Below are 25,143 nucleotides of genomic sequence, written 5' to 3' on the forward strand. Positions count from 1 at the left end.
GCGCGTCGGGAGCACGACGATAGGCACGCAGCCCAGCCAACCCGACCTGACCGACCACGAGGCCTGATCACAAAGCTGGCGATTGCTGCGGGTGCCAATCGAGGCACACGACCGTGGCGTCGTCGTTCAGCTCACCATCGCACGACTCGATCACCGCCCGGGTAATGTGCCGCACGAGCTCGGGAGGCGCGAGCTCCCGATGGTCCGCGAGCAGCGCAGCCAGCCGGCGATAGCCGAACTCCCGCTCACCTCGCCGGTGGGCCTCCGTGATCCCGTCGGTGAGCAGCAGCAACCGGTCCCCCGGTTGGAGCGCGATCGGGTGAACCGGGTACTGCGTGGAGGTCAGCAGGCCCAGCGGCAGCTCGGGCGGGATGAGGAGCTCGCTCACGGCGCCGTCCCGCACCAGCAGCGGCGGCGGGTGCCCGGCGTTGAGGATCGTCCCGGCGCCACTGTCGACATCAAGGTCGAGGATGAGGCCGGTGACGAAGTCCGGGCCCGGGAACTGCTCCACCAGGTGCCGGTTCGCGGTCTCGGCCTGCTGGACGATCGAGCAGTGCGCGCGGCGGGCGTTGCGCATCGCCGTGCACGAGAGGCTGGCCAGCAGTGCCGCGCGCAGCCCGTGGCCGGCCGCGTCGCTGACCGCCACGGTCAGGCGGTGCGCGCTGACGGCGTAGTCGAAGTTGTCCCCTCCGATGTCATACGCCGGCTCCAGGGTGCCCGCGATGGAGAACGCGGGCAGCTCGAAGGCCAGGCTGGGTAGCAGTTCCCACTGAATTTCTGCAGCCAGCCCCAGTTCCCGCCGGCGGCGCAGCATCTCGAACCGGTCGGTGTAGCGGCGAGCGCCGGTCAGCACGTGCCCCAGCACGCGGGCGACATCGTCGAGCACGTCCATCGTTCCCCCGCCGACATGCCCGCCGGGCAGGGTGACGGCGAGGACCCCGAGGCGCTCGGCGCGGACCGACACCGGGAGGTAGACCACCACCGCGGGCCCGGGTACGCCGGCGTCCGCGGCCCCGACGGCAGGAGCATCACCGGAACGATCCACAACCGCGGTCACCCGGCGCTGTTCTCGGTAAGCCACACCCGCGGCGCTGTCGACCAAGTCCTGCGGCCGGAGCCGCGCGGTTGCAGTTGCAGGGCCCACCGCCACCGGCTCCAGACTCGCCTCCGCGTAGTCCGACAGCAGCACCACGCAGCCCTGCGCCGACACATGCCGGGCCAGCCAACCTGCGCAGACATCGACCAACTCGATCGGCGGCGCTCGATCCAGATCCTGCAACAGCGCGCCGACGCCGGGCCGAACAGCTACGGCATCCTCCGTCACCGCGCCCACCCTGCCACCGCCACCTGCGGGTGACGACAACGGCGCCGCCGAACGTCCAGCCCGCCGACAACGGCGCCGACCGGCATGTTGCAACCCGGCACGAGTGAGACGTCGCTGAGCGGGCTCTCCAACGTCGAGGCACCGGGTTGAGCTGTCAAACGGCCCCCGATGAAACAACGCTGCCTCCCCGCCTACGACAAGGACATCGCACATGTTCATGAACGTTCAGCGTCTGATCAACGAGATCGTCCCCGACGAGCCGGATCCGGCCGCCGCGAACGCCCTGCAGGAGGGGCTCGGCGGCCAGTTCGGGGAGATGCGGTAGCAGAAGGCTGCTCCTGAGATCGGAGGGGGCCTTCTGCCGCCGGGGCGGCGCCGTGATCACCCGGCAGCGTGCCGAACAGCTGCCTTTCTCGATGTCGAGGGACTGCCGAAGAACATGCAGGTGACCGAACCCGTTCTCGCGTTTCACCCCGCTCGCGCGGCCTCGATCCTGGTCCATCGCGCGGACGGGCGCACCGGGCTGCGTCGGCTGTGGGCGCGGGCATTGGACACCAGTCGCTCCGGCCTTGTTCAGTCCAGCCGAGCTACGCGGGATCATCCTCGCGAGACAGGTAGGGACGCGCCCAGTCGTGGGCCGTCATCGGCGGGATGCCTGTCAGACGGCCGATCTCCGGCCAGCTCAGCCGCTTCCGCTGGTACAGCGCAGCAACCGCACGCCCGATGCCCTCTGGCGCTGTCCTCCGGAGTGCTCCCCACGTCGTGATCAAGCTCAGTAGCTCATCGTCAGACAGGGTGTCGATCTCACGGGACAGCAGACGCGCCAGCTCTGCGACATCGTCCGCTTCCACTCACGCAGTCTCGGGAGACACAGGCTTACGGTTCCCGTAAGGTAGTCCCTGTGAGCTACGTGTACGCGGTTCATGCGACCCGACCGGATGACGTCGGCGCCGTCGAGGTCGTCTTCATCGACGAACGCGAGGCACGGCAGTACGCACAGGACCGGTCCCGGGACTGGCGGGTGTTGGAACCTCGGTGACTCGGTTCATGATCGGGCAGCTTGGTACGCGGCACCCGATGGCATGGTTCGCCGAGGGTGCGGAGCAACCGGCCCGCATGGCACGGCCGGGCAAGATGTACCCGGTCGCCGATGCCGAGAGCGTCTGATGTCCACTCCGAGGTCCCAGCGGTGGGACACCCGGGTTGTGTTCGTCGAGCGTCAGCAGCGCTGGTGCGTCGGTGAGGTCGCGGAACTCGGGGTTCGCGGGCGGCGTATTGGAACAGCAGCCGGAACGCATCCGGGTCGGCCGCAGCGGCATGCAACAGCGCCGGGATGGAGTGCTCGTCGAGGTCGCTGCTGCCGACGTTGTCCTCCAGCACCCGGCTCGACCCGGTCGCGGTTTCCGTCGTGATCGACCCGTCTTCTACTGACCTCGCGACTCCCAGCCTTCCGGGGCCGACTCGTACTATACTGTGATGGAAATCACAGCTTGAGTTCATTCAATCACGTGCGGTCCGCTGGCGCCGGGTATTCCACATGTAGTTGCCGCACGACGACATCGACGCCGCTCCGGGAAGGTCCGCCCCAGCACCGCCGGGACCCGCGTCCGGTGTCTCAAGGAGGTCGAGAGCTGATGACCACTCCGAGCGGAATCCCAGCCGCGAGCGGCGCTGCCGACTCGAACAGACCGCAGACCGTGCGCAACGAGGCGACCGCGCCGACCCGGTCGCCGGCCACGGCTGCCGGTCGCGGCAGCGATCTTGAAACCAGCCAGGGCAGGACCACGATCGCCGAGACCGTGGTGTCGAAGATCGCCGGGATGGCCACCCGGGAGATCGACGGGGTCGCCGGCTTCGGCGGCGGCGCGGCGCGCGCGATGGGCGCGGTCCGCGAGCGCATCCCCGGCGCGCGGGCCAGCAGCAGCCAGGGAGTGGCGGTCGAGGTCGGCGAACGCCAGGCCGCGGTCGACCTGACCATCGTCGTGGAGTACGGGGTGGCGATCGTCGAGCTGGCCCGCGCGATCCGGCGCAACGTGATCGCCTCCATCGAGCAGATGACCGGCCTCGAGGTCGTCGAGGTCAACGTCAGCGTGGTCGACCTGCAGCTGCCCGGCGAGGACACCGGCGAGGTGCAACCCCGGCAACCGGGCCGCGTCGAATAGCTCGCGCCCCCGTGACCGTCGATCCTGCCTACCTGGTCACCCCGGCCGCCGCACCGATCGGGCGCGAGATCGACCGGTGGGTGGACCCGATCGTGGCCGCGGTGCTGGCCTGTCCCCTGGTCGCCGGCTTGCACGGCGGCCGGGACGGCGAGGCTGTCACCTATCTGCCCGGGCGGCGGATCACTGGCATCCGCATCACGGTCGATGAGGTGGCCATCCACGTCGTCGCCCGCTACCCCGCGGTCATGGACCAGGTCGCCAGCCAGATCCGGCGCGCAGTCGCGCCGCTCGCGCCCGGACTGCGGATCGACGTGGTCATCGAGGACCTCGCCGTTCCCGAGTGAACCATCGCCGCGCAATGCTCGCTGGGCTGGCGCTCGGTTTCGCCGGCGCGTTCGGCGGGCTTGTCGCCTTCCTCATCGGTGTTCCGCCTCAAGTCCCGAGTCTTGCCATTGGGGGGCGTGGCGAGGACCATGGGCCCACCTCGGAGGGCCTCCAGACCGGGGGAGGCACTTCGATGATGCCGCTACCGCGCACCCGCTTACCCTTCTCCGCCACCGCCCCTGCGGGCGAGCGAAACCGGTGACCGCCGCGCGAACAGGGTGGGTGCACCGATGACCACGAAACCCGCGCCGCGAACGGTGCCTGTCGGTTGGGCTCGATCAGCAACCCACGACCACCGGTGCGCTTTCGTGGAGGGCGACGTCAAACGCAGCCGGGCGGCCGTCATGTTCTACATCTGCACGACAGCCGCCTCGCCTCCCTTGATGCACGCGCCCGACGCCCGCGGGAGCGGCCGCCATTCCCGGGCGGACCGAGAAGGGACGTGACCCGATGGCCAACACCGTGACACGCGCAGCGGAACGCACCACCGGCGGTGCCCAGCAGGCCGGCCGGGAGTTAGGTCATCGCGTTGCGGGTGGGGCCGCGCGCAAGATGATGAGCGAGGCCGGCAGTGTGGTGCTCGGGGCCGTGGTCGACATGGCCGTCTCGCGGGTCGACCGTGTCGCCGACCGGCTCGACGGCGTTGCGGAGAGCGGTGCCGGCCTGCGGGAAGCGCTGACCGGCAGGCCCGCCCCGCGGCGGTCGGACCGGAAGGACGCCAAGAAGACCGGGACGGCGATACGCGCACGGATGGGTGCCGCGTTCAGCCTCGTCGTCGCCAGCGCCGTCAAGCTGTTGCAGTTCCTGTAGCGCCTGGCCCTGCAACTGCTCGAGGCGCTTCGGCGCCTCCGCCGACCCCGCACGGCACTCCCCGAGCCGGAAGCAGCCGGCGCCGACGAGGAGGAGGGGCCCGCGCAGGACGCCGCAGGCGAGGACAACGAACCCAGCGAGCGCCGGGAAAGCCGCGCAGAGCGCCACGGTCCCCGGCCCGCACCGCGCAGCGATGCACCGGACCCGAAGCCCGGGCGTTCAGGCCCCGCCGGACCCGCGGTGCAGCGCCGCCGACCCTCGCCACCTCCCACCCAGGCTCGGCGGCGATGAGCAGTACCGCCGTCCGGCGGGCCACCCGGGATCCGCGCACCGGGGGCAAGGGACGGCGGACCGGGCGCCAGGACGTGGCTCCTATGCGTCCCGATAGAGCGGGAGCTTCCACGATCACGCCGATCGGTTCCTACTCAGGAGGAGAATTGCGATGACCAGTTCGCAGGAGCAGCTCAGCGAATTGACCCGCCGTACCCAAGAGAACTTCAAGCATCTGTGGCAGCAATGGGCTGAGAAGAGCAACGAGCTGATGAAAGGAATGACGAGCCGAACCCACGCGGCGCCGCCCGCCGGAGCCAACGCTCAGGAAGTCCTCGACGCGGTGTTCGACTTCGCCGAGCACCTGATCGCCCAGCAGCGCATCTTCGCCAAGCAGATGCTCGCCGCCGCCACCAAGGGGCAACAACCCGCCACGCAGGCCACCGACGCATCGGCGTCCGCGCCGTCGACGCAGGACAGCACAAGTGCGGACCCGATGGGCCCAGGCCACCACAACGGGCCCGGCGCCGGCTGATCCCGTCGGCCCCCCCGTGAGGAGGCGGAGCGGACCTCCGGGGACCAAACTCCCCGCGGCCAGCCCCTTGATCCAGACCCCGTGAGAGGGGAACTGGACCCATCGTCCGTATGCTCCAGTTTCGCCCGGGCAATCGTGCACGTGGCGGGATCCCAGCTCGGGCTGCACTCGGTCTGGGCTCCCGGCGGCCTACGCGATCCGGCACCGCCTACTCCCCGCCACCCCCCGAGCGCCGGCCGGGAAGCCGACGGGCGAATCGCGCATCATGGGAGTACGAGGCCCCGCCGGGGTCGTCCGCTCGAGCACCGAGCTCGGAGGAGATCCGATCGACCTCACCCGCACGTCGACGCCTCCGATCCCGGAGCGCACCTGCCTCCGGATCGGGATCATCGCCTCGATCGCCCACCGCACGCCGCCCCGCGGCTACGGGCCGTGGGAGCAGGTGGCATCCACGCTGGCCGAAGGGCTCGTGGCCCTCGGCCACGACGTCACCCTGTTCGCCACCGCCGACTCGATCACCTCGGCGCGGCTGCACGCCGAAGCACTGCACGGCTACGAGGAGGATCCCGGCGTCGACGCGAAGGTCTACGAGGGCCTGCACATCGCCGCCGCCTTCGAGCGGGCCGGCGAGTTCGACGTCATCTCCAACCAGTTCGACTTCCTGCCGCTGACCTACAGCCGCCTGGTGTCGACGCCGGTCGTGACCACGATCCACGGGTTCTCGTCAGCGGCGATCCTCCCCGTCTACCGCGAGTACGACGACGTCGGCCACTACGTTGCGATCAGCGACGCCGACCGCCATCCCGACCTCGGCTACGAGGCGACGATCCACCACGGCATCGAGCTGAGCGGGTTCACCTACCGTCCGGACCCCGGCGAGCACCTGCTCTTTCTCGGCCGCATCCACCCGGACAAGGGGACGCACCTGGCCATCGAGGTCGCTCGGCGGGCAGGGCTGCCGCTCGTCATCGCGGGGATCGTGCAGGACAAGGCCTACTTCCGGGACCTCGTCCAGCCGCATCTCGGGCGATCCGGCGTCACCTACGCCGGACCGGTCGGGCCTGCGGAGCGCGACGCGCTGCTGGGCCGAGCGGTCGCGCTGCTGCACCTGATCGGTTTCGCGGAACCATTCGGGCTGTCGGTCGTCGAGGCGCTGGCGACCGGCACCCCGGTGATCGCCCGTCCGCTCGGGTCGATGCCCGAGATCGTCCGTCACGGCCGCACCGGATTCCTGGTCGACGACATCGCCGGCGCTGTCGACGCGGTCGGAAGGATCGGCTCGTTGTCGCGTCAGGACTGCCGTGACGACGTGGATGCGCGCTTCACCGCGGAGCGCATGGTGGCGGACTACGCCGAGCTCTTCTCGCGCATCGTCGCCGGCGGCCCGTCCGCGGCCAACCGCTCGAGGAGGAGCGGCACGTCGACGACGGCGAACCGCACGGAGGCGTCGCTGGCCCCGTAGGGCAGCAGGAGCCGGTCGCCGTGCAGGAGGGCCCCGCAGGAGTACACGACGTTGGGGACGTACCCGTCGCGTTCGTCGTCCTCCGGGCTCATGAGTGGCTCCCGCAGCGCGCCGATCACCCGGCTCGGGTCCTCCAGGTCGAGCAGGAGGGCGCCGATGGAGTACTCCCGCATGGGCCCGACACCGTGGGTCAGAACGAGCCATCCCTTGTCGGTCTCAACGGGTGAGCCGCAGTTGCCGGTCTGCGTGAGCTCCCAGGGCCGGGTTGGGACGTGCACTGTCCGCGGGTCCCCCCACCAGCGTCCGTCGGTGGATGTAGCGATCGCGTTGTTCTCCCGGTCCCATCGGGAGAGGGCGACGTAGCGCCCACCGATCTTGCGGGGGAAGAAGGCCATCCCCTTGTTCTTCGCGGCCGGTCCGGCGAGCTGGGACATCCGGAACCGGCCGAAGTCGGTGGTCTCGATCATCTGGATCGCGATGCGGTTGCCGTCGAACGCGGTGTAGGTGGCCCGGTAGGTCGCGCTGCCGTCGTCGGAGGCGACGCGGACGAAGCGGGCGTCCTCCATGCCCTGCGCGTCGGACGGACCGTGGGGCCAGAGCACGCGCTCGGCAAGCGCGGACCGCGGCGAGAACTCGACCTCGTAGCTGCACCGGGCTATGCGCCGGGCCAGCTCCTCGGTGTGTGCGCCGCCCTGCCGGGTCACGCGCTGGCCGACCAGCGCCGCTATGGCCTGTTCCAGCTCAGCCTCGTCGAACCGGGCGGGCAGTCTTCCCATGAGGAACGACGCGCTCTCCGCGTCGGAGCCGCCCTCGGCGAGCAGCGCGGCGAACAGCGCCCGGTCGTGGACGGCCGGGCCGGGGCGTCCCGACTCGACGTGCCTGCCCGGGTCGGCCAGGGACAGCTCGTGCCCGCTGCCGAGCACCCCGGTGCGGAACTCCACGGAAGACACATGGCCTTCGCCGACGGCACGCAGGCTCAGGACGAACCGGAGGTGGCCGGAAGGGAGGCCGGACTGGTCGGGGTGCGGCACGACCGAGGGGTTGAACAGTGCAGCCCCCTCGATCGCGTACTCATGCGTGAACCACGCACCGATGAGGGTGCGCCGCGCCGGCGTCAACGCACCGCCGTCGGGAACACGATGGGCGACCTGGGCGTAGTGCTCGGCGAGCACGCCGTCCAGGTCCCGATGGCGCCCGGTGTAGCGGGCGAGCACGACGTCGAGCGTGCGGCGAACGTCGGGCTCGGAGAGCGCGAGGATCCGTGCCAGCACACCGGTAGCACGGGATTCGGTTTTCACCACAAGCTCATGGCCGGGGACGAACAAGCGGGCCAGCACGCGGGCCGGATCGGCGGTCAGAGCGGCATCGAGGCGCGTGACCATCCGCGGCTGCGTTTCTGCGGACGTCTGTGCCGTGGGCGTCACCCGACGCCGTGAAGTTCCGACTCGGGTGTCCCGTGCCTGCTCGCGGGGTGGTGCGCGCGGACCTGCTGCAGCGTCGACACCAAGGCCAGAGTGGACTCCGCACCCTGGTTCTCGTTGCGGCCGTCGCGCTCCAACCCGTCGCAGCCGCCGCCGCTCCCGGGGTCGTACAAGGACACGCCTACGTCGTTTGCGCCCAGGAACCACGCCGCGGCCCGGTTGATGCCGTCGAGCCACCGGTCCTGCCCGGTGATGGTGTGCGCCCGTGCGCACGCGTCGGCGAGCGCCGCTGCCTCGATCGGCTGCTGGTCGAAACCGGGCCTGCTGTCGAGCGGCCCCCGGCCCCCCACCGGCACGACCGAGAGGTGACCGTCGCGCGTCTGCGCGTCGAGCAGCCAGCCGAGCAGCCGCAGCCCGTCCGCGACGAGTGCGGGCGCGTCCAGGGCGGCGCCCGCCGCGAGCAGCGCCTCGGGGAGGACCGCGTTGGCGTAGGTCAGACGCGGTTCCGGCCACGGCCAGTCCGCCCCGGGCGCGGGTCTCCCGATCACCTCGGTGGCAGCGCGGAGCAGATCCAGCGCGCCGCGGTTCGCCGGTTGCACGCGGAGCACGTCCGCGGCACCGAGCGCGGCGAAGGCCATGGCGCGCGGCCACGGCGACCGCCACGACGCACCGCGGTCGAAGGCCGCCAGCGCACGCGGGTCGTGGGCGGCCGCACCGAGCCCCCAGAGAGCCCGCCCCCAGCAGTCCTCGACCGAGGGCGCGCCTCGCCAACGCAGATCGCTGTCCCGGCGGTTGCGGAACCGGCCGTCATCGGCCTGCGCGGCCAGGACGAACGAGAGATAGTGCTCGCGGAGGTCGTCCTGCGCGTGCCCGTCGTCGCGGCAGACGACGACGAGCGCACGCGCGACGTCGTCGACGCAGTAGCCGTGCTCGCGGCGCGGCGTGGTGCCGCTGGCGTGCTCGTAGAGTCCGCCTGCGTCGGTAAGCCGGCGTAGGTGGGTGAAGGGTGCGGCCCGGAACGGGCCGTGCTCGACGGACGCGCTCATGAGACAGCCGGCAACGATGCGGCGACGAGCGACTCGGCGATCTCCTGGTACCGGGCGGCGACAGCGCCCCACAGCAGGTCCGGAGCCTTCCGTGCAGCGTTCTCCGCGAGCGACTCGGTGAGTCCCGGTTCGGCGAGCACCCGGCGCAGCGCCGCCTCCAGCGCGACGGGGTCCCGCTGCGGCACCACGAGACCCGTCCCGTCCCCCAGCAGCTCGACGGCGTGCGGGAACGCGGTGGAGACGACCGGGCGGCCGGCCGCCACCGCCTCGATGAGCACGCCGGACGTCACCTGCTCGCGCGAGTCGTACGGCAGGAGCACGACATCTGCTCGCTGCACGAGGTCCGCGAGCTCGCCGACCCCGAGGTACCGATCGTCGAGCTCGACGATGTCCGCCACGCCACGCGAGTCCGCCCGTCGCACCAGGCTGGTGCGGTACTCCTCACCGTCGCGCTCCAGCACCTTGGGGTGCGTCTTGCCGAGGACCAGGTAACGCGGCTGGAGGTCCTGCAGGCCCGGCATGGCGTCGATCGCCCACTCGATACCTTTCCCGGGCCCGAGCAGACCCCACGTGAGGACGAGCGGCCGCCCGCTCGAGAGCCGCTCCGCGCGCGCCGCCGCACGGTCGGTCGGAGGGTGGTCGGTGGCTCCGTGGGGGATCACGACGACAGCGTCGGGGTCGGCCCGGTAGCTCTCGACCAGTCGTTGGCGCGCGGTCTCGGTCATCGTGACGACGACGTCCGCCGATTCGACGAGCCAGCGGAGGATGCGCCGCTGCCTCGCGGTCGGCTCCTGCAGCACGGTGTGCAGGACGATGATCGTGGGCACCGTCAGCCCCGCAACGATGTCGATCACGTCGCAGCCGTCGTGGCCGCCGTAGATGCCGTACTCGTGCTGGACCACCACGGCCCCGAAGCCGTTCAGGCGCCGCACGGCCGCGGCCACGCTGCTCGCCGAGCCGTTGACGAGGTGCGCCGCGATCTCGGCACCTGCACGGGACTCTGGCTGGTCGACTATCCGCACGACACCGGCGGTGCCTGGCGACAGGTTCAGCTGCTTCGTGAGGGCGGCGCTGAACGTCGCCAGCCCGCACTGCGTGGGCGGGTAGGTGCTGAGGACGCCGATGCTCGCCCGTCGCGGCACCACCCTGGTTTGGCGGGGCGCCGGTACGGCGACGTCCGCCGCTGCGAGGACGCGAACGGGTGCGGGCATGGGTGACTCCTGACATGGGCGGAATGGTGCTGAGAGCCGCGGCGTGCGCCACCGGACGCCGGTGGGCACGGGCGGAGCGAACGCCGGTCGGTCAGGATCGGGTAGGAGGGACGGAATTCAGCGATCCCGCTTCACGGATGCGAGTGCGTCACCGACGCAGACGCAGCCGCGGTCCAGCCCGCGGGCGATCGTCACGGAGCAGAACCTGGTTCCGATCGGGTCGTGGGCGTCCCGGTCGTGAGGGCATGCAGCACAGGCGAGGTCCGCCCGTACCGGGGCGGAGGATTCGGCGGCTGCCGGTGGGGCGTCGATCGTGGACATGTTCGGCTCCTGAGTCGTGGGGTGGCGGACCCGGGGACCCTGGGCTCCCGGGGTCGTGCAGGGCAGGACGAGCGTCGGTGCGGCTACTGCTCCGGCCGTCGGGGACGGCCCGGGACTCCGAGGAGCGGGGTGCCGGTCCGCCCGTCGATGACGCTGCTCGCGACGTCGCTCAGCTTGAGTCCGTGCCTGCGGGCGTGGGCCCGGAGGGCGGCGAAGGCTTCCTCCATGTCCACCCCGAGGCGTTCGGCGACGAGGCCTTTGGCCTGTTCGATGACCACCCTGCTGTGCAGCGCGGTCTGCAGCTGTTCGGTCAGGAACTCCTGGTGGCGCAGCAACCGCTCCTGCAGCAGTCCGATCGTGGCGACGTCGACCAGCGCCTGCGCGGTGCGCAGCGCCGGGCCGTCCAGGTCACCCCGCTCGACCCGGAACAGGTTGAGCGCCCCGATCAGCTCCTTGCGCAGCCGCATCGGAAGGGCGTCCACCGCACCGAACCCCGCGCCGGTGGCTGCCTCGGCGAAGCGCGGCCACCGCTCGTCGGCGGCGCTGAGGTCTGCGGCGCTCACCCTGGTGCCGGACCGGAAGGCGTCCAGGCACGGCCCCTCGTCGTTCTGCAGCTGGAACAGCTCCAGCAGCCGGACCTGCTCGTTCGAGCTGGCGATCAACTGCAGCCGCCCGTGCTGGTCGGCCAGCAGGAGTCCGGCCGCGTCGACGTCGAGGAGCTCGATGCTCCTGTCGACCAGCAGGTGCAGGAAGTCGATCACGTCGAACTCGTCGATCAAAGTGTCGGCCAGCTCGACGAACGTTTCGACGAGGCGCTCGTCGGCCATGGAAGCCACCTCCCCTGAGACTCCCCCAGTATCGCGCCGAGGTCCGCGTCTGGCGGTCATACGCCCTCACCGTCCTGCCGAAATCGCAGCTTGCGGGCCACCACGTCGGCGGCGACCTCGTGCAGCGGACGCTGATCGGCGAACGCCTGTGCGCGCAAGCGCGCGAACGCGTCCGCCATCTCCCCGTCGATCTGCGCCGCGATCATCCCGGTCGCCTGGTGCACCTGCGGAGTGAGCAGCGGCACGCCGTCCGGATCGGCGATGCCGACGTTCGCGACGGGCAATCCGGCCTGTTCGTCGAGCAGCAGGCCCATGGCCAGCTCGGCGAACGCCAACGCCTCCGACAGCGCAACGGGCCCGAGGCGCCCTGCCGACACCCGGTGCAGGACGAGCACCCCCACCCGGATTGCACCGACGCACATCGGCAGGGCGAACAGGGACCCCGCCCCGGCCTCGACCGCCAGCGGAGCGAACAACGGCCAGCGACGCTGGCCGGCCACTGCCGCGAGATCGGACACGACAACCGGTCTGCTCTCCCGACGGGCATCCAGACACGGCCCCTCGCCCACCGTGACCTCCAGCTCGGCCAGCCGTGCGCCGAGGGTGTCCGTGACGAGTCTCGCCTCGGGCCATCCGTCCCTGTGCATCGTCAGGGCGGCGCCGCTCATGCGGAGCCGGGCGACGGCCGTTGCGCAGATCAGCTCCACCGAGACCGGCGCTCCGAGATCGGCCGATCGCTCGGCGACCCACAGTCGGACCTGCGCGAACCGGCCCCTGGCAGCGCTGGCCATCGCGATCGCCGGCCTCTCTGGGCGGTCGCCCGCCCGTGGATCACGCTCACGGCGTCATCTCGACGAGACGCGCGACGGGGCACCGACCGCGTGCAGGTGACGGAGCACGTCCGCGTAGGAACGCAGCAACCCGCTCTGGTGGTAGGCGACGCCGCGCGCGGCGCAGAACGCTTGCACCACGGGCTGCGCACGTCGCAGGTTGGGCCTGGGCATGCTGGGGAAGAGATGGTGCTCGATCTGGTAGTTGAGCCCGCCCAGCAGGAAGTCCACCCACGGACCCCCGCGCACGTTGCGCGAGGTGAGCACCTGCTTGCGCAGGAAGTCCCACGCCTCGTCGTCGCTCGGCGAGGGCATGCCCTTGTGGTTGGGGGCGAAAGCGCAGCCCATGTAAAGGCCCCACAGGCCCTGGTGCACCGCGATGAACACGAGCGCCTTCCCCGGTGAGAGCACCGCGAACACCGCGGCGAGGTACGCGACGGCGTGCCCGACCAGCAGCGTCTTCTCCAGCCCACGCAGCTTCATCTGCCCGCGCCACACGGCGTGGACGCTCGACCAGTGCAGGCTCATGCCCTCGAGCAGCAGGAGCGGGAAGAACAGGAAGGCCTGGTGCTTTGCCGTCCAGCGCGAAAAGCCCTGCTTGTTACGGCCCTGCCCCGCCGTGAAAGCGAGAATGGGAATGTCGAGATCAGGGTCGTCGTGCTCGTGGTTGGGATTGGCGTGATGGCGGCTGTGCTTGCCGACCCACCACCCGTAGCTGAGCCCGACCAGACCGGCGTGCACCAGCCCGACCGCGTCGTTGGCCCGCCGCCCGCGGAGGATCTGCTTGTGCCCGGCGTCGTGCCCGATGAACGACACGTGTGTCCAGGCCACGGCCAGGAGTGCCGCGGTGACGAGCTGCCACCAGGTGTCGCCCAGGTAGGCGAACACCGCCCAGGTGGCGGCGAGAACGGCGAGCGTGGCGCCGACCTTGACCGCGTAGTAGCCGACCCGCCGTTCCAGCAGCCCCGCCTGTCGGACCGTCCGGGACAGCTCGGCGAACTCACTGACCGGTCGCTGGTGCTCGTCGAGTGCTGCCGGTGGAGTGGCCGGTGCCATTCGGGATCCCCTCGTTACGCCTCATGGCGCACCGGGGTCTCGGGCGGAGCCATGTCGCGATAACCGCGACCACCGCCGATTCTAGCCGACACGCATCGTTCCGCGGGCGATTCGCCCGGAGCCGCATCCCACACCCACCGGCCGGCCTCGACGCGGTACCGGGCGCTGCGCTACCGCACCTTCTCCGAGATGTGGTCGATGGCGTACAGAACGTGAACGGCGAGTTCGCGTGCAGCTTTCTCGCCGAGCTTGGAGTTCTGCGTCAAGGCGTCGGCGACGAGTCGGACGCGCTGGTCGTAGAGCGTGACGTAGGTGGTGGTGTCAGCGGACATGATCGGCCCTTCGCGGTGGTGAGCGGTCGCCGACTGTCGACGTCGACCGTTGTTGGCTCTCGTCCTGCACTCGGACGAGAACACTCAGGTGGCGCTCGCTGCGCCGGCGTCGGCGGAGTCCGTGCGGTGGAGGAGCAGTGCCTCCACGCCGTCGCCGTTGGCTCGGTCTCCCGCAGCCCGCAGTGCCGCGCTCGCTACCGGTTCGGTCGCGTCGGGCGCTACGACGAGGAGGGTGACACGGTTTCCCTGGCTGAGGACGTCGATGGTGTCGCGGTGCTGCGAGTGGTAGCCGGAGAGCCGGACCTGCGCGCCACCGAGGTTGATCTTGCGTGGTGGCCGGCCCCAGTCGTCGAGGTTGTAGTTCACACCTTCGACGTTCCCGAGGCGTGCGGTGAGTGCAGCGAGCAGCGCCGGCACCTCCGCAGCCAGGTCGCGGGACCGGGGCCACCATCCACCGTCCACCGCACCCGTCGGGGGTGCGGCCGGCTTCAGCGTCAATCGGAGCGGCTGGTCGTCGACGCCGGCGGGCGCGTCGGTGCGACTGGCAGGAGTGATGCGGACCGACGCCATGCCGGTGCTCCGTCCCAGGACGATCACTCGTCCACGTGGACTCTCTCCGGGAACGACGTGGGCTTGAGTGCCCGCGCACGGAATGCGCCCGACGCCACTGACGCTACACCGCGCCGGCGCTCCGCGGTCGTCGGACGCGCTCGGCGCTCTCGACCTCCTCGACACACATCCCCGAACGGGAAATAGCGTATTGCCGGCGGGTATTCCGAAGGCGCTCCATCCGTGCCGATCGAGATCGCGCGACCAGCACCACTGGTAGGCTCACCTCGCAAAACCGGCTCCGGACCGACGAAAGAGACGATGGCCCGCTACGCGCTTCTCCTCCTGCCGTCCACGAATCGGGTCTACGCCGACGCGGCGGTACGGCTCACGGTCGCCGAGATCGAGGTCTTCAACGCCTCTGTCCTGGGCCGACGGCTCTCCGACATCGGCGAGACGACGATCGGCGGCGTGCCGTACGTGACGTTCAGCGCCGCCGAGATCAGCGACCGGGACGCTTCCCTGCTGGCCAACCTGTCCTCGATCTACGCCTTGTTCCGGCGCGTCGACGATCGGCTGATGGAACCGGTCGAGCTGCGTTCACTGGACCGGTTCGACGACGATCTGATCACCATTCAGAAATACCAGGGGAAGACCAACGAGCAGTTCACGAAACTGCTGCTCAACGTCACGCTACTGACATCCGCGTTCGCCGATGAAATGCTCGATCGGAAGTTCCGGGTGCTCGATCCGCTCTGCGGCCGCGGCACCACACTGAACCAGGCCCTGATGTACGGCTTCGACGCCGCGGGGATGGACCTGGACCAGAAGGACTTCGAGGCCTACTCCTCGTTCATCCAGACCTGGCTCAAGCGCAAGCACCTCAAGCACTCCGCGGAGGTCACGCGGGTACGCCGGGAGAAGCAGGTCGTCGCCCGGCGGCTGCACGTCGACGTCGGCGTGACGAAGGAGAGCTACAAGGCGGGCGACAGCCTGGAGCTCGTCTATGTCAACGCCGACACCACCAAGGCGCCCGAGTTCTATCGGCCGAGCACGTTCGACCTGGTCGTCGCCGACGCGCCGTACGGGGTGCAGCACGGCAGCCGGACCGGCGAGCGCGGCCTGCACCGCAGTCCGCTGGATCTGCTCGCGGCGGCGGTGCCGGGATGGTCCCGGCTGCTGCGGCCCGGCGGGGCGCTCGGGATCTCGTGGAACACGAACGTCGCGCGCCGCGCCGACGCGGCCGCGGTGCTCGCCGACGCCGGGCTCGAACCGCTGGACTCGGGCCCGTACCAGGGCTTCTCCCACCGCGTCGACCAGGCCATCGTCCGCGACATCCTGGTGGCCCGGCGCTGCAGCTGATCTCGGCGTTCCCGACCGGCGCAACACCGGCGCCTCAGATCCGGTGGCACTTCGTGGCGTCGCGGACCTCGCGCCACCGCTCGTGGTAGCGGTACCCGCCTGCGCCGTCCGCCGTCGCGGCCTGTCGTAGAAATCCCGATTGTCCACGCGGTCCCACCAGCGGATTTCCAGCCAGCACCCATGAATGGATTCCCGCCAGCGGTAGCCCAGAGGTTGCGCTGACTGTGCCGACACAGGACGGGCGAAACAGGCATCCTCGCTCTGCCGGGTCCTGCTGACGACGTGCCGATGGAGGGCCACATCCGGCACGAGCAGCTCGCACCGGTGAGCCACGTCCGCGCGCCTAATGAGCAACTCCGCCAGTAGCGCAGTAGGGCCGAGTTGTTCAGGGCGCTCCTAGAGCAGTGACCTTCCACTACAGCGGTACCAGTCGCCCAGCCGCACGAGGACGCCGATGCCACCGATGAAGAGCACGACGAGACCGACCAGATACATGTCCGGGACCAGCAGCCCCAACGCGCCGATCCCCAGCCCGATAAGCACGACCAGCATTGCGGACAACATGATTGCACCACCTCCGCTCCCCATGGTGCATGTCGTGCGGGGCGCGGGTGTCGGCGTCGGGGCAGGTGTCACGTGAGCGCTTCGCTACACGTACTGGCCGAGGGCGACATCCCGGCGCGGGTCCAGATGGGAGCGTCGCTGGGCTTCCACATCATCTTCGCCTGCTTCGGCATGGCCTTTCCGACAGTCATGCTCATCGCGCACTGGATCGGCATCCGGCGCGGCGACGAGGTGGCGCTGGTGCTCGCGCAGCGGTGGTCGAGGGTAGGAGCGGTGATCTTCGCCGTCGGCGCGGTCTCGGGCACGGTGCTGTCCTACGAGCTCGGGCTGCTGTGGCCGGGGCTGATGGGCAATTACGGGTCGGCGTTCGGCATCCCGTTCGCCATCGAGGGAATCTGGTTCTTCGTCGAGGCGATCTTCATGGCCATCTACCTGTACGGCTGGCGCCGGCTGTCGCCGTGGGTGCACTGGTGGTCCGGGACGCCGATGGTCGTGGCCGGGCTTCTCGGTGCATTCGCGGTCGTCGCGGCGAACTCGTGGATGAACCAGCCAAGCGGGTTCACGCTGCAGAACGGGCGGATTGCAACGGTGGATCCGTGGGCGGTGGTCTTCAACCGAGCCACACCCTACGAGGTGCCGCACATGATCCTTGCCGCATACATGGTCGTCGGGTTCGTCGTCGCCGGCGTCTACGCGGTCGGGCTGCTGCGCGGGCAGCGCGACCGCTACCACCGGCTGGGTTTCCTCATCCCGTTCTCGGTCGGTGCCGTCGCATCGCCCCTTCAAGTGATCATGGGCGACATCCTCGCGCGTGCGGTCGCGAACCAGCAGCCGATCAAGTTCGCGGCGATGGAGCTCGTCGACAACACAGGCAGGGGCGTCACCGAGTGGCTCGGCGGGATCTACTGGAACGGCGAGGTCTACTTCGGGATCGGCGTTCCGTATCTCGACTCCATCCTGGTCGGGTTCTCACCGAACACCGAGGTGATCGGGTGGAACAGCGTGCCGCCGGAACTCCGGGTGCCGCTGCCGAACCTGGTCCACCTGTCGTTCACCGGCATGGTCGCCATCGGCACCGGGCTCATGGTGCTCAGCGCGTGGCAGGCGTGGGTGTGGAAGTTCCGCCGTGAGGTCCTGAGCACCAAGTGGTTTCTGATTCCGGCCGCCCTCTCCGGTTTCGCGGCGATCGCGGCCATGGAGATGGGCTGGATCGTCACCGAGGTGGGCCGCCAGCCATGGGTCGTCTACGGGCTGCTGCTCACCGCCGACGCCGTGACCCCCGCCAGCGGCGTGCCGATCACCCTGGCGGTCATGATCGTGATCTACGGCATCCTCACCATCACCTGCATCGGGGTCCCGTGGCTCATGAGCCGGCGCTGGCGCGCCCAGGGCACGGCCGCAAGGGGCGAGGACACGGTGCAGACGCCCTACGGCCCTCCCCCGAGTCGGATGGAGGAGCGGCCGGTATGAACCCGTCCGGTACGACGATCGCCGTCGCGGTCCTGTTGCTCGTGACGATCGCCGGATACGCCCTGTTCGCCGGCGCCGACCTCGGCGGCGGAATCTGGGACCTCCTGGCAGGCGGCGACAAGCGCGGGGCCGCGCCGCGGGAAGAGATCGACTTGTCGGTCACCCCTGTGTGGGAGGGCAACCACGTCTGGATCATCTTCGGCCTCGTGGTCTTCTGGACCGGCTTCCCGAGCGCGTTCAGCGCGGTGATGATCGCACTCTTCGTGCCGCTCGCCGTGTCGCTGCTCGGCATCGTGCTGCGCGGGGTCGGATTCGCGTTCCGGCACGAGGCCGAGCGGCTGTCGACGAAGCGGCTGTACGGCGCGATATTCGCCGCGTCCTCCCTGGTGACGCCGTTCTTCCTCGGCACCGTGGTCGGCGCGGTGGTGACCGGAGCGGTGCCCGCGAACCCGACGGGCAACATCCTCAGCGCCTGGACCAGCCCGACGGCCATCGTCACCGGCCTGCTGTTCGTGGCGACGTGCGCCTACATCAGCGGCGTCTACCTCGTGGCCGACGCCGACCGGCGCGGCCGGCCCGACATGGCGCGCTACTTCCGCCGCAGATCGGTGGCCGCGGGCGTTGTTGCCGGCATCCTGGCAGCGATCGACCTGGTGCTGCTGCGGGAGACCGCGCCGTACCTGTGGCCCCGGTTGCTCGGTCCCGCGTTGCCTGCGGTCGTGGTCTCGGTGATGGGCGGGATCGCCGCCCTGGTGCTCCTGCACGGCAACCGGCCGCACCTGCTGCGGGGGGCTGCGGCGCTCGCTGTGGTCGGCGTGGTCGCGGGGTGGGGGGTGGCCCAGTACCCCTGGGTGCTGCCGGGGGCGGTGACCCTCGCGGAGTCCAGCGCTCCGGAGCCGGCGCAGGTGGCGCTGTTCGTGGCCCTCGGCCTGGCCGTGCTGCTAGTGCTGCCCGCGTTCGTGTGGCTGTACTGGTTGCATCAGCACGAGCGGTTGCTCGAGTCGGAACCCGCGCCCGTGCCACCGCCGGTGCCACCGCCGCCTGCGGTCGCCACCGCGAAGGGCACATATTCCGGGAACGCCGCAGCCGGGGTCATCCGGCCCGCCCCCGACCCGCACCCGGTCCTGGAGACGGCGGTCATCGGTCTCATCGTCGGGCGCGTCGTCCGCGATCTGATGCGACAGCTGGTCCACCGGCGGAACCGGCGGGTGTGAGCGGAGCCAAGTAGCCGTCCGCGGACACCACCGGCCACCGCCGCGGTGCTGCGCACATCGACCAGATGCTCCGCTCAGGGGCCGAAAGCCTGGCAGTTCGGCGCGACGGCGGCGGCGGCGTCGAGCTGGGGCGTTGCGGAGATGTCCACCTGGGGCGCGGTGTCCGCGATCTGGGTGAGCGCGAGCGCGGCCGGGAGCTCCTGGGTCAGGACGGTCGGGCTCGCGGGGTCGATCACGTCGACGGCCGCCTTCGCGTTGCGGTGCGCGTCGCGCATGAGGGTCATGATCCCGACCATGCTGTCGATGACGGTGGCACCGCCGTCGAGCGGGCCGGGACCGATGCCCTGGAGCCGGCCCATCGCGGCGTCCAGCGCGGGGACGGTGCGGTCGAAGTACTGGCTGTAGACGCTGATGGTGCCCGGCACGTTGTTGATGTCCGGCTTGGGTTGCTCGGTCAGGACGGTGTTCGCGTCCAGGAACGCGCCGCACACCTGGTCGGCCCATGCCACGCCCTCCGGCGACACGGGCGCGGCCGCGGAATCGGAACCGGACTCGGGAGCCGCCCGGGGCGCGGCGGTGTCGGCGGGAGCGGCGGCGGGCGCCGCCTGCCCTGGTACGACGCTGCTGCAGCCCGCGGCGAACAGCACTGCACCGAACAGCAATGCGAGCGCAGCGATCGCGGTCCGAGTGCGTTGCATGGAACTGCTCCCTGGGTCGGCGGGCGATCGGCGAGAGTGTGCACCCCCCGTCTCGGGGCGCACACACGGTGCACACTCTCGCTGATCGCCCTCAGCTCACAGTGATGCGGTCGGCCACCGGGCCGACCCTGAGGAGATCCGGGGCTTCTGCCCGATCCGCCCGGTATGCGCGCGCCGGAGGATTCCCGGCATGGCGAGAAATTCCCGCGGCTGGCGCCAGCTGGCCGTCTGGCTGCATGTGCTGACCTCGGCCGGCTGGATGACGCTGACACTGGTGCTCCTCACGCTGTTCGTCCTCGCTGCGACGGCCCGGCACCCGGGCACCGCGGCGGCGGCGATGGCGATGGCGCACCACCTCGACGTCGTGATGCTCGCCCCGCTCGGCAACGCATCAGCAGCGACGGGGCTCATGCTGTCGCTGGGCACGTCCTGGGGCCTGACCCACCACCGCTGGGTGCTCGCCAAGTTCGTGATCACGCTCGTCCAGCTGTACGCCGGGATCTTCCTGCTCTCGCCCGCGCTCAACGCGACCGTCACCGCCCCGGGACACGTCCCGTCCCCTGCGATGCTGCTGGGCACCGGGGTCATGGCCTCGGCCATCGCGTTCCAGGCGTGGCTGTCGGTGGCGAAGCCGGGCGGGAAGACCCGCTGGTCCCGCGACCGCCGCACGGGGCGCCCGGTGCGGCTCCCCACCGCCGCGCCCTGGGTGTTCGCGACCGCGGTGCTGGCCCCGGCCGCCGACATCGCCATCGGCACCGCACTCGGGTTCCCCACCCCGTTCCTGTCGCTCGTGGTGCTCGCCGTGGCCGTCGGGGTGCGCCGCCGGGCGCTGCGTGGCGCGCACGCGCCGCAGGCGACGGCGGCGCGGGCCTGACTCAGGCGGGCCCCGGCTGCCACGGCCCGACGACGACCGTGCCCCCGTCGACCAGGTCGAACGGGGCCGGTCCCCCGCTGAGCGGGACGTCGCTGGGGCTCGCCGCCCCGGGCAGCACGACGCTGAGCGACTGCGGGCTCTCCTCGTCGGCCGCGGCGCCGTACCCCTTCCAGAGCAGGCCGAAGTACGCGCTGCCGCCCGGTGCGATCCCGACCCGCGCCGCGGTGACAGGGCTGCCGGGCTCGGCGACGGAGCCGGGTTCGACGGTCAACTGCAGGGCCCGGCCGCCCTGGGAGAGGGTGATGCTGGCGAACCCGTCGACGTAGCAGGGTCCGGGCCCGTCGTGAGTGGCGACGACGGTGACGGCCCGGGTGCCCATGGCCGCGTCCCATCCCGTGGTGGCCCAGACGAGGTCGTCGGGGGTGCAGGCGATCGAGGCGTCCACCGGGGGCGGCGGGACCGGCGCGTGCGCGGGTGCTGGGCTCGGGACGGGCGAGGGGGCCGGTGGCGGCTGCGCGACCGGCGCTGTGACGGGGGCCTGGTACGGCCGGTCGAGCACCAGGTACCCGGTGGCAGCGCCGACCACGAGGACCGCGAGGACCGCGGCGCCCAGGCGGGGCACGCCCACCCGCTCGCGACGGACGGGCAGCACGCCGTCGAGCAGCAATGTCGACGCGAGCACCACGGCGTCGACGACGGGCAGCAGGCGCCCGTCGACCGGCCCGTCCGCGAGGCAGGCCATGGCGGCCACCGCGAGGGCGCTCGCGGCGAGGGCGCCCACCCACCGGCGGCCCGCTGACCGGTGAGCGGGTGCGGCGACGCGGTCGACCGCGAGCACCGTGCGGGCCTGCACGAGCCACAGGACACACAGCGCGGCCGGGACGAGATGCGCGGCGAACAGGGCCGCCAGCAGGACGCCCCACCCGAGCACCGTGCAGAGCACCAACCCGATGACGCCCGCGGCGATCGCGCGGACCGGTGCGGGCAGCGGGCGCACGGGCGCTGGCGGCGCCGGAAGGGTCCGCCACGCTGCGACGAGACCCAGGCCGACGATCGCGAGGCCGGCCGCGACGGCCCACCACATGAGCCGGAGGACGACGTCGGCGGCGGCCGTGGCGCAGCGGCCCAGCAGGGCGCACCCCTCGTCCGGGTCGAACCAGAAGGGCGTGTACCGGCTCGCGACGATCCCGGCGACGATCATCACCAGCAGCCCGGCCACCACGGTCAGGCGCGCGGCGCGAGCGGTCATTCCTGCTGTCTCCTGGCGTCGTGGGCGAGCAGCGGGCCGCACCGCTGACGTGCAGGACGACGTTGCGCCACAGGTGCGACGAGGTGAGGCTGCCCGTGCCCGCCTCGGTGTAGGTCATGTGGGAGTCGAGAACCCGGATCTCGGGAATCGAGCATCCACCGGAGTTGGACCCGGCGACGGCCGGCCGTGTGACCGGAAGCCGGGCGCGGGCCGTGTGACGCCGGACAAGCCGGTTCAGCGCTCCGGCGAACCGCCCTCGGCGTCACCCGCGAAGTCGAACTCGCCCGCCCTCGCGCCGAGGGAGAACGCCACCCACTCGGCCTCGGTGAAGATCAGCACCGGACCCTCGGGGCTGCGCGAGTCGCGCACCGCCCAGCGCGGGCCGGGCAGCACGGCCACCTCGACGCCGTGGTCGTCGTCGGCGCTGGTGGAACTGCGGCGCCAGACTGCACCGGCCAGCTCGTCGGGAGAACTCATCCAGGTGCTCCAGCTCTCGATCTCAGAGCCGCCGAGATGCCGACGGCCCAGCCACCCTATGGGCTCGTGTGATCCCCACCGCCGGTGCTATCCGGCTATCCCTCGAGCACTTCGGACCTCCGCTCGATGAACGAGAGCGAGCACCTCCCGCACGTCCGGCTCGATCTGGAGCAGTCCGGACACCACCTCGCGGTGGTGTCGATCTCGCGGCGAACCACTGAGCGGCTGGACGCGCATGTGTGTGCAGAGCCTGCTGCGTCGTCCAGCCCGACCACCGCGCGACTCCAGGCTCTGCACACATCCACGCACCCGCCCCCGCCGTGAGGTGAACATCAGAGCGGTCCAATCATGATCAAACAGCCCTGGCGTGCATGTCACGGCCCCGGGACAAGTAGCTGGACGCGTATGTGTGTGCAGAGCCTGCGACCACGTCCAGCCGACCCCCGCACCCCCAGGCTCTGCACACATCCACGCACCGGCCGCCGCCGTGAGATGAACATCAGAGCGGCCCAATCATGATCCAACAGCCCTCATGTGCACCTCACGGCCCACGGGCGAGCGGCTGGACGCGTATGTGTGTGCAGAGCCTGAGGGCCTCGAGGAACTCGAGGAACTCGACGAGATCCTCGGCTGATCATTTCGACCGGCGGGCCGACACGATGATCTCCGGGCCGGCCGGGGTGAACGGGCTGCCGTCCCAGTCCCCCAGGCACTCCTCGACCGCAAAGCCGGCCTCGGCGAGGAACCCCGCCACGGCAGCGGCGTCGAGGAACCGCAGGGTGCTGCGGCTCTCCTCCGGGCGCTCCCACCCCGGCACCGTGTAGGTGGTCGTGAAGCTCACCAGATCGCCCTCCACCGGCAGGTCGACCCGGTGCTCCATCCGCAGTACCTCTCCGCCGGAGGTCACGACCTCCACGGCGTTCTCCGGCACCCACTGCTCCCACGTCCGCACGGCCGGGTTCCGCGTCTCGAAAACGAACCGCCCGCCGTCGGTGAGGGCGGCGTGGATCGCGGCGAGCGCCTCGCGCAGTTCGCTGTCCTCGGTGAACACCTGGAAGGCGTGCCCGGTCATGATGACGAGGTCGAACTCGCCGTCCCAGCGGACGGCGCCGAGGTCTCCGAGCACCCACTCGACGTCCCCGCGCTTGCGGGCCTGGGCGAGCATCCCGGCCGCCGGGTCGAGCCCGACGAGCCGCCCCGTGTGGCCCGCCGCGCGGGCGGCGTGGAGGAGGGCGCCCGTGCCGCAGGCGACGTCGAGCACGGCGTTCGCGGACATCGCGAGCTGCAGATAGAAGCGGAAGTCGTCGCGCTCATCCGGCGGCTGGACGATGTCGTACAGCTCGGCTAGGGCGGCGTCGGCGAACTGGCGGTCGACCATCGCGGCAGTCTGCCGCCGCCCCCGCCGCGTCCTCCACAGGATTCCCGCCGCCGGTCAGGCCACGGGGGTCGCGAGCTGCGGGTAGAGCGCGGTCAGGTCGCCCGAGAGCCCGCGCCGCACGTTCCGGCTGGTCTCGTCGGCGACGACCTCCGGCGCGCCGGCCGCGACGCCGTCCAGCGCCAGGGCGGCGATGACGGCGGGGTCGCTCTTCGGCTCATCGACGTGTGCGGCCATGTCGGTGTCCATGTAGCCCACGTGCAGCGCCGTGGTGGTGATCCCGCGCGGACCCAACTCCAGCCGCAGTGCGTTCGTCAGCGCCCACTCCGCGGACTTGCCTGCGCTGTATCCGCCCGACGAGGGCAGGGCGACCCAGGACAGCGCCGACAGCACGTTGAGCACGGCCCCGCCGCCGTTCGCGGCGATCAGCGGCGCGAACGCCCTCGTCATCGCGAGCGTGCCGTAGTAGTGCGTCTCCATCTCCAGCCGGATGTCGGCCATGTCGCCCTCGAGCAGCGCCGCCCGAGTCGACGACCCGGCATTGTTGATCAGCAGGGTCAGGTCGCTTGCCGCGGCGGCCGCCGCGGCCACCGACGCCGGGTCGGTGATGTCCAACTTCAGCGGGGTGACCCCCGGCAGATCGACGGCGTCGGGGTTGCGCGCCCCGGCGTAGACCTTCGCCGCCCCGCGCTCGAGGAGGGCTGCGGCGAGGTGCCGTCCGAGGCCTCGGTTCGCCCCGGTCACCAGTGCGACCGCGTTCCGGATCTCCATGTCGTCTCCCGATCTCGACGCAACCGACTGCTGCGTAGGTTCTTCCAACTTAGGCGGCTGAGTAGGAACTAGCAACCCAGTGTGGGTAGACTGGCGCCATGGCTGTGACGCAGCAGACGTGCTCGATCGCCCGGTCGCTGGAGGTGCTCGGTGAGCGCTGGACGTTCCTGATCCTGCGCGAGGCCATCTCCGGCACCACGCGGTTCGCCGACTTCCGCGCCACGCTCGGCGTCGCACCGGACATCCTGAGCGACCGGCTCGCCACCCTGGTGGCGGCGGGTGTGCTGGAGAAGCAGCCCTACCGCGAGCCGGGAGCGCGGCTACGCGACAGCTACCACCTCACGCCTTCCGGGCGGGAACTCAAGCTCGTGCTCGGCGCGCTGCAGCAGTGGGGAGACGAGCACCGCCCCTACGAGCTGGGCCCCACGGTCCTTCGCCGCACAGTGGACGGCGGCCGCCCGGTGCACGTCGCGTTCGTCGACGACACCGGGCGTGAGGTGCCGCTCGACGGCGTGGCGTTCGTCCGGACGGCCGCCTACCCGAGCTGAG

The 25,143-nt window shown here is 71.0% G+C and carries 30 protein-coding genes; 13 read left to right on the forward strand and 17 right to left on the reverse strand.

Features of this window, described 5'->3' with window-relative positions; translation table 11 throughout:
• Window positions 1-67: 67 nt before the first annotated feature.
• Window positions 68-1,324: a PP2C family protein-serine/threonine phosphatase gene (locus tag ABD143_RS27860; protein WP_343984404.1), complete on the reverse strand. Its 1,257-nt coding sequence runs from the start codon at window positions 1,322-1,324 to the stop codon at window positions 68-70.
• Window positions 1,325-1,541: 217 nt separating this feature from the next.
• On the opposite strand from ABD143_RS27860, the gene ABD143_RS27865 reads away from it, so the two are divergent.
• Window positions 1,542-1,649 (forward strand): manganese catalase family protein, encoded by a 108-nt coding sequence (locus tag ABD143_RS27865; RefSeq protein ID WP_343984405.1) that lies wholly within the window; start codon window positions 1,542-1,544, stop codon window positions 1,647-1,649.
• 262 nt (window positions 1,650-1,911) lie between these two features.
• Here ABD143_RS27865 and ABD143_RS27870 read toward each other — a convergent pair whose 3' ends face one another.
• Window positions 1,912-2,175 (reverse strand): hypothetical protein, encoded by a 264-nt coding sequence (locus tag ABD143_RS27870; protein ID WP_343984406.1) that lies wholly within the window; start codon window positions 2,173-2,175, stop codon window positions 1,912-1,914.
• 50 nt (window positions 2,176-2,225) lie between these two features.
• Between ABD143_RS27870 and ABD143_RS27875 the strand changes: the two genes are divergently transcribed.
• The 7 genes from ABD143_RS27875 (at window position 2,226) to ABD143_RS27905 (ending at window position 6,947) form a co-directional block, all read left to right on the forward strand.
• Window positions 2,226-2,363 (forward strand): hypothetical protein, encoded by a 138-nt coding sequence (locus tag ABD143_RS27875; protein ID WP_343984407.1) that lies wholly within the window; start codon window positions 2,226-2,228, stop codon window positions 2,361-2,363.
• A complete protein-coding gene (locus ABD143_RS27880) occupies window positions 2,360-2,491 on the forward strand; it encodes a hypothetical protein (protein WP_343984408.1) in 132 nt (43 codons plus the stop codon). Before ABD143_RS27875 ends, ABD143_RS27880 begins: the two co-directional genes overlap by 4 nt.
• 467 nt (window positions 2,492-2,958) lie before the next feature.
• Window positions 2,959-3,486, forward strand: coding sequence for an Asp23/Gls24 family envelope stress response protein (locus ABD143_RS27885; protein ID WP_343984409.1), 528 nt, complete (start codon window positions 2,959-2,961; stop codon window positions 3,484-3,486).
• Between the two features lie 11 nt (window positions 3,487-3,497).
• A complete protein-coding gene (locus ABD143_RS27890) occupies window positions 3,498-3,830 on the forward strand; it encodes a hypothetical protein (RefSeq protein ID WP_343984410.1) in 333 nt (110 codons plus the stop codon).
• A gap of 490 nt (window positions 3,831-4,320) precedes the next feature.
• Window positions 4,321-4,680: a hypothetical protein gene (locus ABD143_RS27895; protein WP_343984411.1), complete on the forward strand. Its 360-nt coding sequence runs from the start codon at window positions 4,321-4,323 to the stop codon at window positions 4,678-4,680.
• A gap of 442 nt (window positions 4,681-5,122) precedes the next feature.
• Complete coding sequence (locus ABD143_RS27900; protein ID WP_343984412.1) at window positions 5,123-5,485, forward strand: hypothetical protein; 363 nt, start codon at window positions 5,123-5,125, stop codon at window positions 5,483-5,485.
• Between the two features lie 265 nt (window positions 5,486-5,750).
• Window positions 5,751-6,947, forward strand: coding sequence for a glycosyltransferase family 4 protein (locus tag ABD143_RS27905; protein ID WP_343984413.1), 1,197 nt, complete (start codon window positions 5,751-5,753; stop codon window positions 6,945-6,947).
• Here the strand turns inward: ABD143_RS27905 and ABD143_RS27910 are convergent.
• The 9 genes from ABD143_RS27910 to ABD143_RS27950 all read right to left on the reverse strand — a co-directional run bounded on the left by ABD143_RS27910 (window position 6,833) and on the right by ABD143_RS27950 (window position 14,561).
• Window positions 6,833-8,329 carry a glycoside hydrolase family 130 protein gene (locus ABD143_RS27910; RefSeq protein ID WP_343984414.1) on the reverse strand — a complete coding sequence of 499 codons (1,497 nt, stop codon included), beginning with the start codon at window positions 8,327-8,329 and terminating at the stop codon, window positions 6,833-6,835. The genes ABD143_RS27905 and ABD143_RS27910 overlap by 115 nt on opposite strands.
• Window positions 8,330-8,367: 38 nt before the next feature.
• Window positions 8,368-9,414, reverse strand: coding sequence for a hypothetical protein (locus tag ABD143_RS27915; protein WP_343984415.1), 1,047 nt, complete (start codon window positions 9,412-9,414; stop codon window positions 8,368-8,370).
• Window positions 9,411-10,625: a glycosyltransferase gene (locus ABD143_RS27920; RefSeq protein ID WP_343984416.1), complete on the reverse strand. Its 1,215-nt coding sequence runs from the start codon at window positions 10,623-10,625 to the stop codon at window positions 9,411-9,413. The genes ABD143_RS27915 and ABD143_RS27920 overlap by 4 nt, the downstream gene beginning before the upstream one ends.
• Before the next feature lie 117 nt (window positions 10,626-10,742).
• The gene (locus ABD143_RS27925) at window positions 10,743-10,946 is read right to left on the reverse strand and encodes an RGCVC family protein (protein ID WP_343984417.1); all 204 of its coding nucleotides are present in this window, start codon (window positions 10,944-10,946) and stop codon (window positions 10,743-10,745) included.
• Between the two features lie 83 nt (window positions 10,947-11,029).
• A complete protein-coding gene (locus tag ABD143_RS27930) occupies window positions 11,030-11,773 on the reverse strand; it encodes a GAF and ANTAR domain-containing protein (protein WP_343984418.1) in 744 nt (247 codons plus the stop codon).
• A 56-nt stretch (window positions 11,774-11,829) separates the two neighbouring features.
• The gene (locus tag ABD143_RS27935; protein ID WP_343984419.1) at window positions 11,830-12,564 is read right to left on the reverse strand and encodes a GAF and ANTAR domain-containing protein; all 735 of its coding nucleotides are present in this window, start codon (window positions 12,562-12,564) and stop codon (window positions 11,830-11,832) included.
• A 54-nt stretch (window positions 12,565-12,618) separates the two neighbouring features.
• Window positions 12,619-13,659, reverse strand: a complete 1,041-nt coding sequence (locus ABD143_RS27940) for a fatty acid desaturase family protein (RefSeq protein WP_343984420.1) — start codon at window positions 13,657-13,659, stop codon at window positions 12,619-12,621.
• A 170-nt stretch (window positions 13,660-13,829) separates the two neighbouring features.
• Window positions 13,830-13,991, reverse strand: a complete 162-nt coding sequence (locus ABD143_RS27945; protein WP_343984421.1) for a DUF6307 family protein — start codon at window positions 13,989-13,991, stop codon at window positions 13,830-13,832.
• Between the two features lie 84 nt (window positions 13,992-14,075).
• On the reverse strand, window positions 14,076-14,561 hold the full coding sequence (locus ABD143_RS27950; RefSeq protein ID WP_343984422.1) for a DUF5994 family protein: 486 nt from the start codon (window positions 14,559-14,561) through the stop codon (window positions 14,076-14,078).
• Between the two features lie 300 nt (window positions 14,562-14,861).
• Between ABD143_RS27950 and ABD143_RS27955 the strand changes: the two genes are divergently transcribed.
• Window positions 14,862-15,902, forward strand: a complete 1,041-nt coding sequence (locus tag ABD143_RS27955) for a TRM11 family SAM-dependent methyltransferase (RefSeq protein ID WP_343984423.1) — start codon at window positions 14,862-14,864, stop codon at window positions 15,900-15,902.
• Between the two features lie 396 nt (window positions 15,903-16,298).
• On the opposite strand, the gene ABD143_RS27960 is transcribed toward ABD143_RS27955, so the two are convergent.
• On the reverse strand, window positions 16,299-16,466 hold the full coding sequence (locus ABD143_RS27960) for a hypothetical protein (protein WP_343984424.1): 168 nt from the start codon (window positions 16,464-16,466) through the stop codon (window positions 16,299-16,301).
• 72 nt (window positions 16,467-16,538) lie between these two features.
• On the opposite strand from ABD143_RS27960, the gene ABD143_RS27965 reads away from it, so the two are divergent.
• Together ABD143_RS27965 and ABD143_RS27970 are read left to right on the forward strand one after the other, a co-directional pair.
• Window positions 16,539-17,936, forward strand: a complete 1,398-nt coding sequence (locus tag ABD143_RS27965; RefSeq protein WP_343984425.1) for a cytochrome ubiquinol oxidase subunit I — start codon at window positions 16,539-16,541, stop codon at window positions 17,934-17,936.
• Window positions 17,933-19,150 carry a cytochrome d ubiquinol oxidase subunit II gene (locus tag ABD143_RS27970; RefSeq protein ID WP_343984426.1) on the forward strand — a complete coding sequence of 406 codons (1,218 nt, stop codon included), beginning with the start codon at window positions 17,933-17,935 and terminating at the stop codon, window positions 19,148-19,150. The genes ABD143_RS27965 and ABD143_RS27970 overlap by 4 nt, the downstream gene beginning before the upstream one ends.
• A 74-nt stretch (window positions 19,151-19,224) precedes the next feature.
• Here ABD143_RS27970 and ABD143_RS27975 read toward each other — a convergent pair whose 3' ends face one another.
• Entirely contained in the window at window positions 19,225-19,848 is a 624-nt protein-coding gene (locus ABD143_RS27975; protein WP_343984427.1) for a hypothetical protein, read from the reverse strand.
• A 190-nt stretch (window positions 19,849-20,038) separates the two neighbouring features.
• Here ABD143_RS27975 and ABD143_RS27980 point away from each other — a divergent pair, with 190 nt between their 5' ends.
• Entirely contained in the window at window positions 20,039-20,722 is a 684-nt protein-coding gene (locus ABD143_RS27980) for a hypothetical protein (protein WP_343984428.1), read from the forward strand.
• 1 nt (window position 20,723) lies between these two features.
• Here ABD143_RS27980 and ABD143_RS27985 read toward each other — a convergent pair whose 3' ends face one another.
• The 4 genes from ABD143_RS27985 to ABD143_RS28000 form a co-directional block, all read right to left on the reverse strand.
• On the reverse strand, window positions 20,724-21,971 hold the full coding sequence (locus ABD143_RS27985) for a DUF4232 domain-containing protein (RefSeq protein ID WP_343984429.1): 1,248 nt from the start codon (window positions 21,969-21,971) through the stop codon (window positions 20,724-20,726).
• Between the two features lie 234 nt (window positions 21,972-22,205).
• Complete coding sequence (locus tag ABD143_RS27990; protein ID WP_343984430.1) at window positions 22,206-22,448, reverse strand: DUF397 domain-containing protein; 243 nt, start codon at window positions 22,446-22,448, stop codon at window positions 22,206-22,208.
• 634 nt (window positions 22,449-23,082) lie between these two features.
• Window positions 23,083-23,826 (reverse strand): class I SAM-dependent DNA methyltransferase, encoded by a 744-nt coding sequence (locus ABD143_RS27995; RefSeq protein ID WP_343984431.1) that lies wholly within the window; start codon window positions 23,824-23,826, stop codon window positions 23,083-23,085.
• 54 nt (window positions 23,827-23,880) lie between these two features.
• Window positions 23,881-24,594 (reverse strand): SDR family oxidoreductase, encoded by a 714-nt coding sequence (locus ABD143_RS28000; RefSeq protein ID WP_343984432.1) that lies wholly within the window; start codon window positions 24,592-24,594, stop codon window positions 23,881-23,883.
• 98 nt (window positions 24,595-24,692) lie between these two features.
• On the opposite strand from ABD143_RS28000, the gene ABD143_RS28005 reads away from it, so the two are divergent.
• On the forward strand, window positions 24,693-25,142 hold the full coding sequence (locus ABD143_RS28005; RefSeq protein WP_343984433.1) for a winged helix-turn-helix transcriptional regulator: 450 nt from the start codon (window positions 24,693-24,695) through the stop codon (window positions 25,140-25,142).
• Window position 25,143 lies beyond the last annotated feature (1 nt).

Origin of the sequence: Pseudonocardia aurantiaca (genome assembly GCF_039526725.1) — a bacterium.
In the GTDB taxonomy this organism is placed as follows: Bacteria; Actinomycetota; Actinomycetes; order Mycobacteriales; family Pseudonocardiaceae; genus Pseudonocardia; species Pseudonocardia aurantiaca.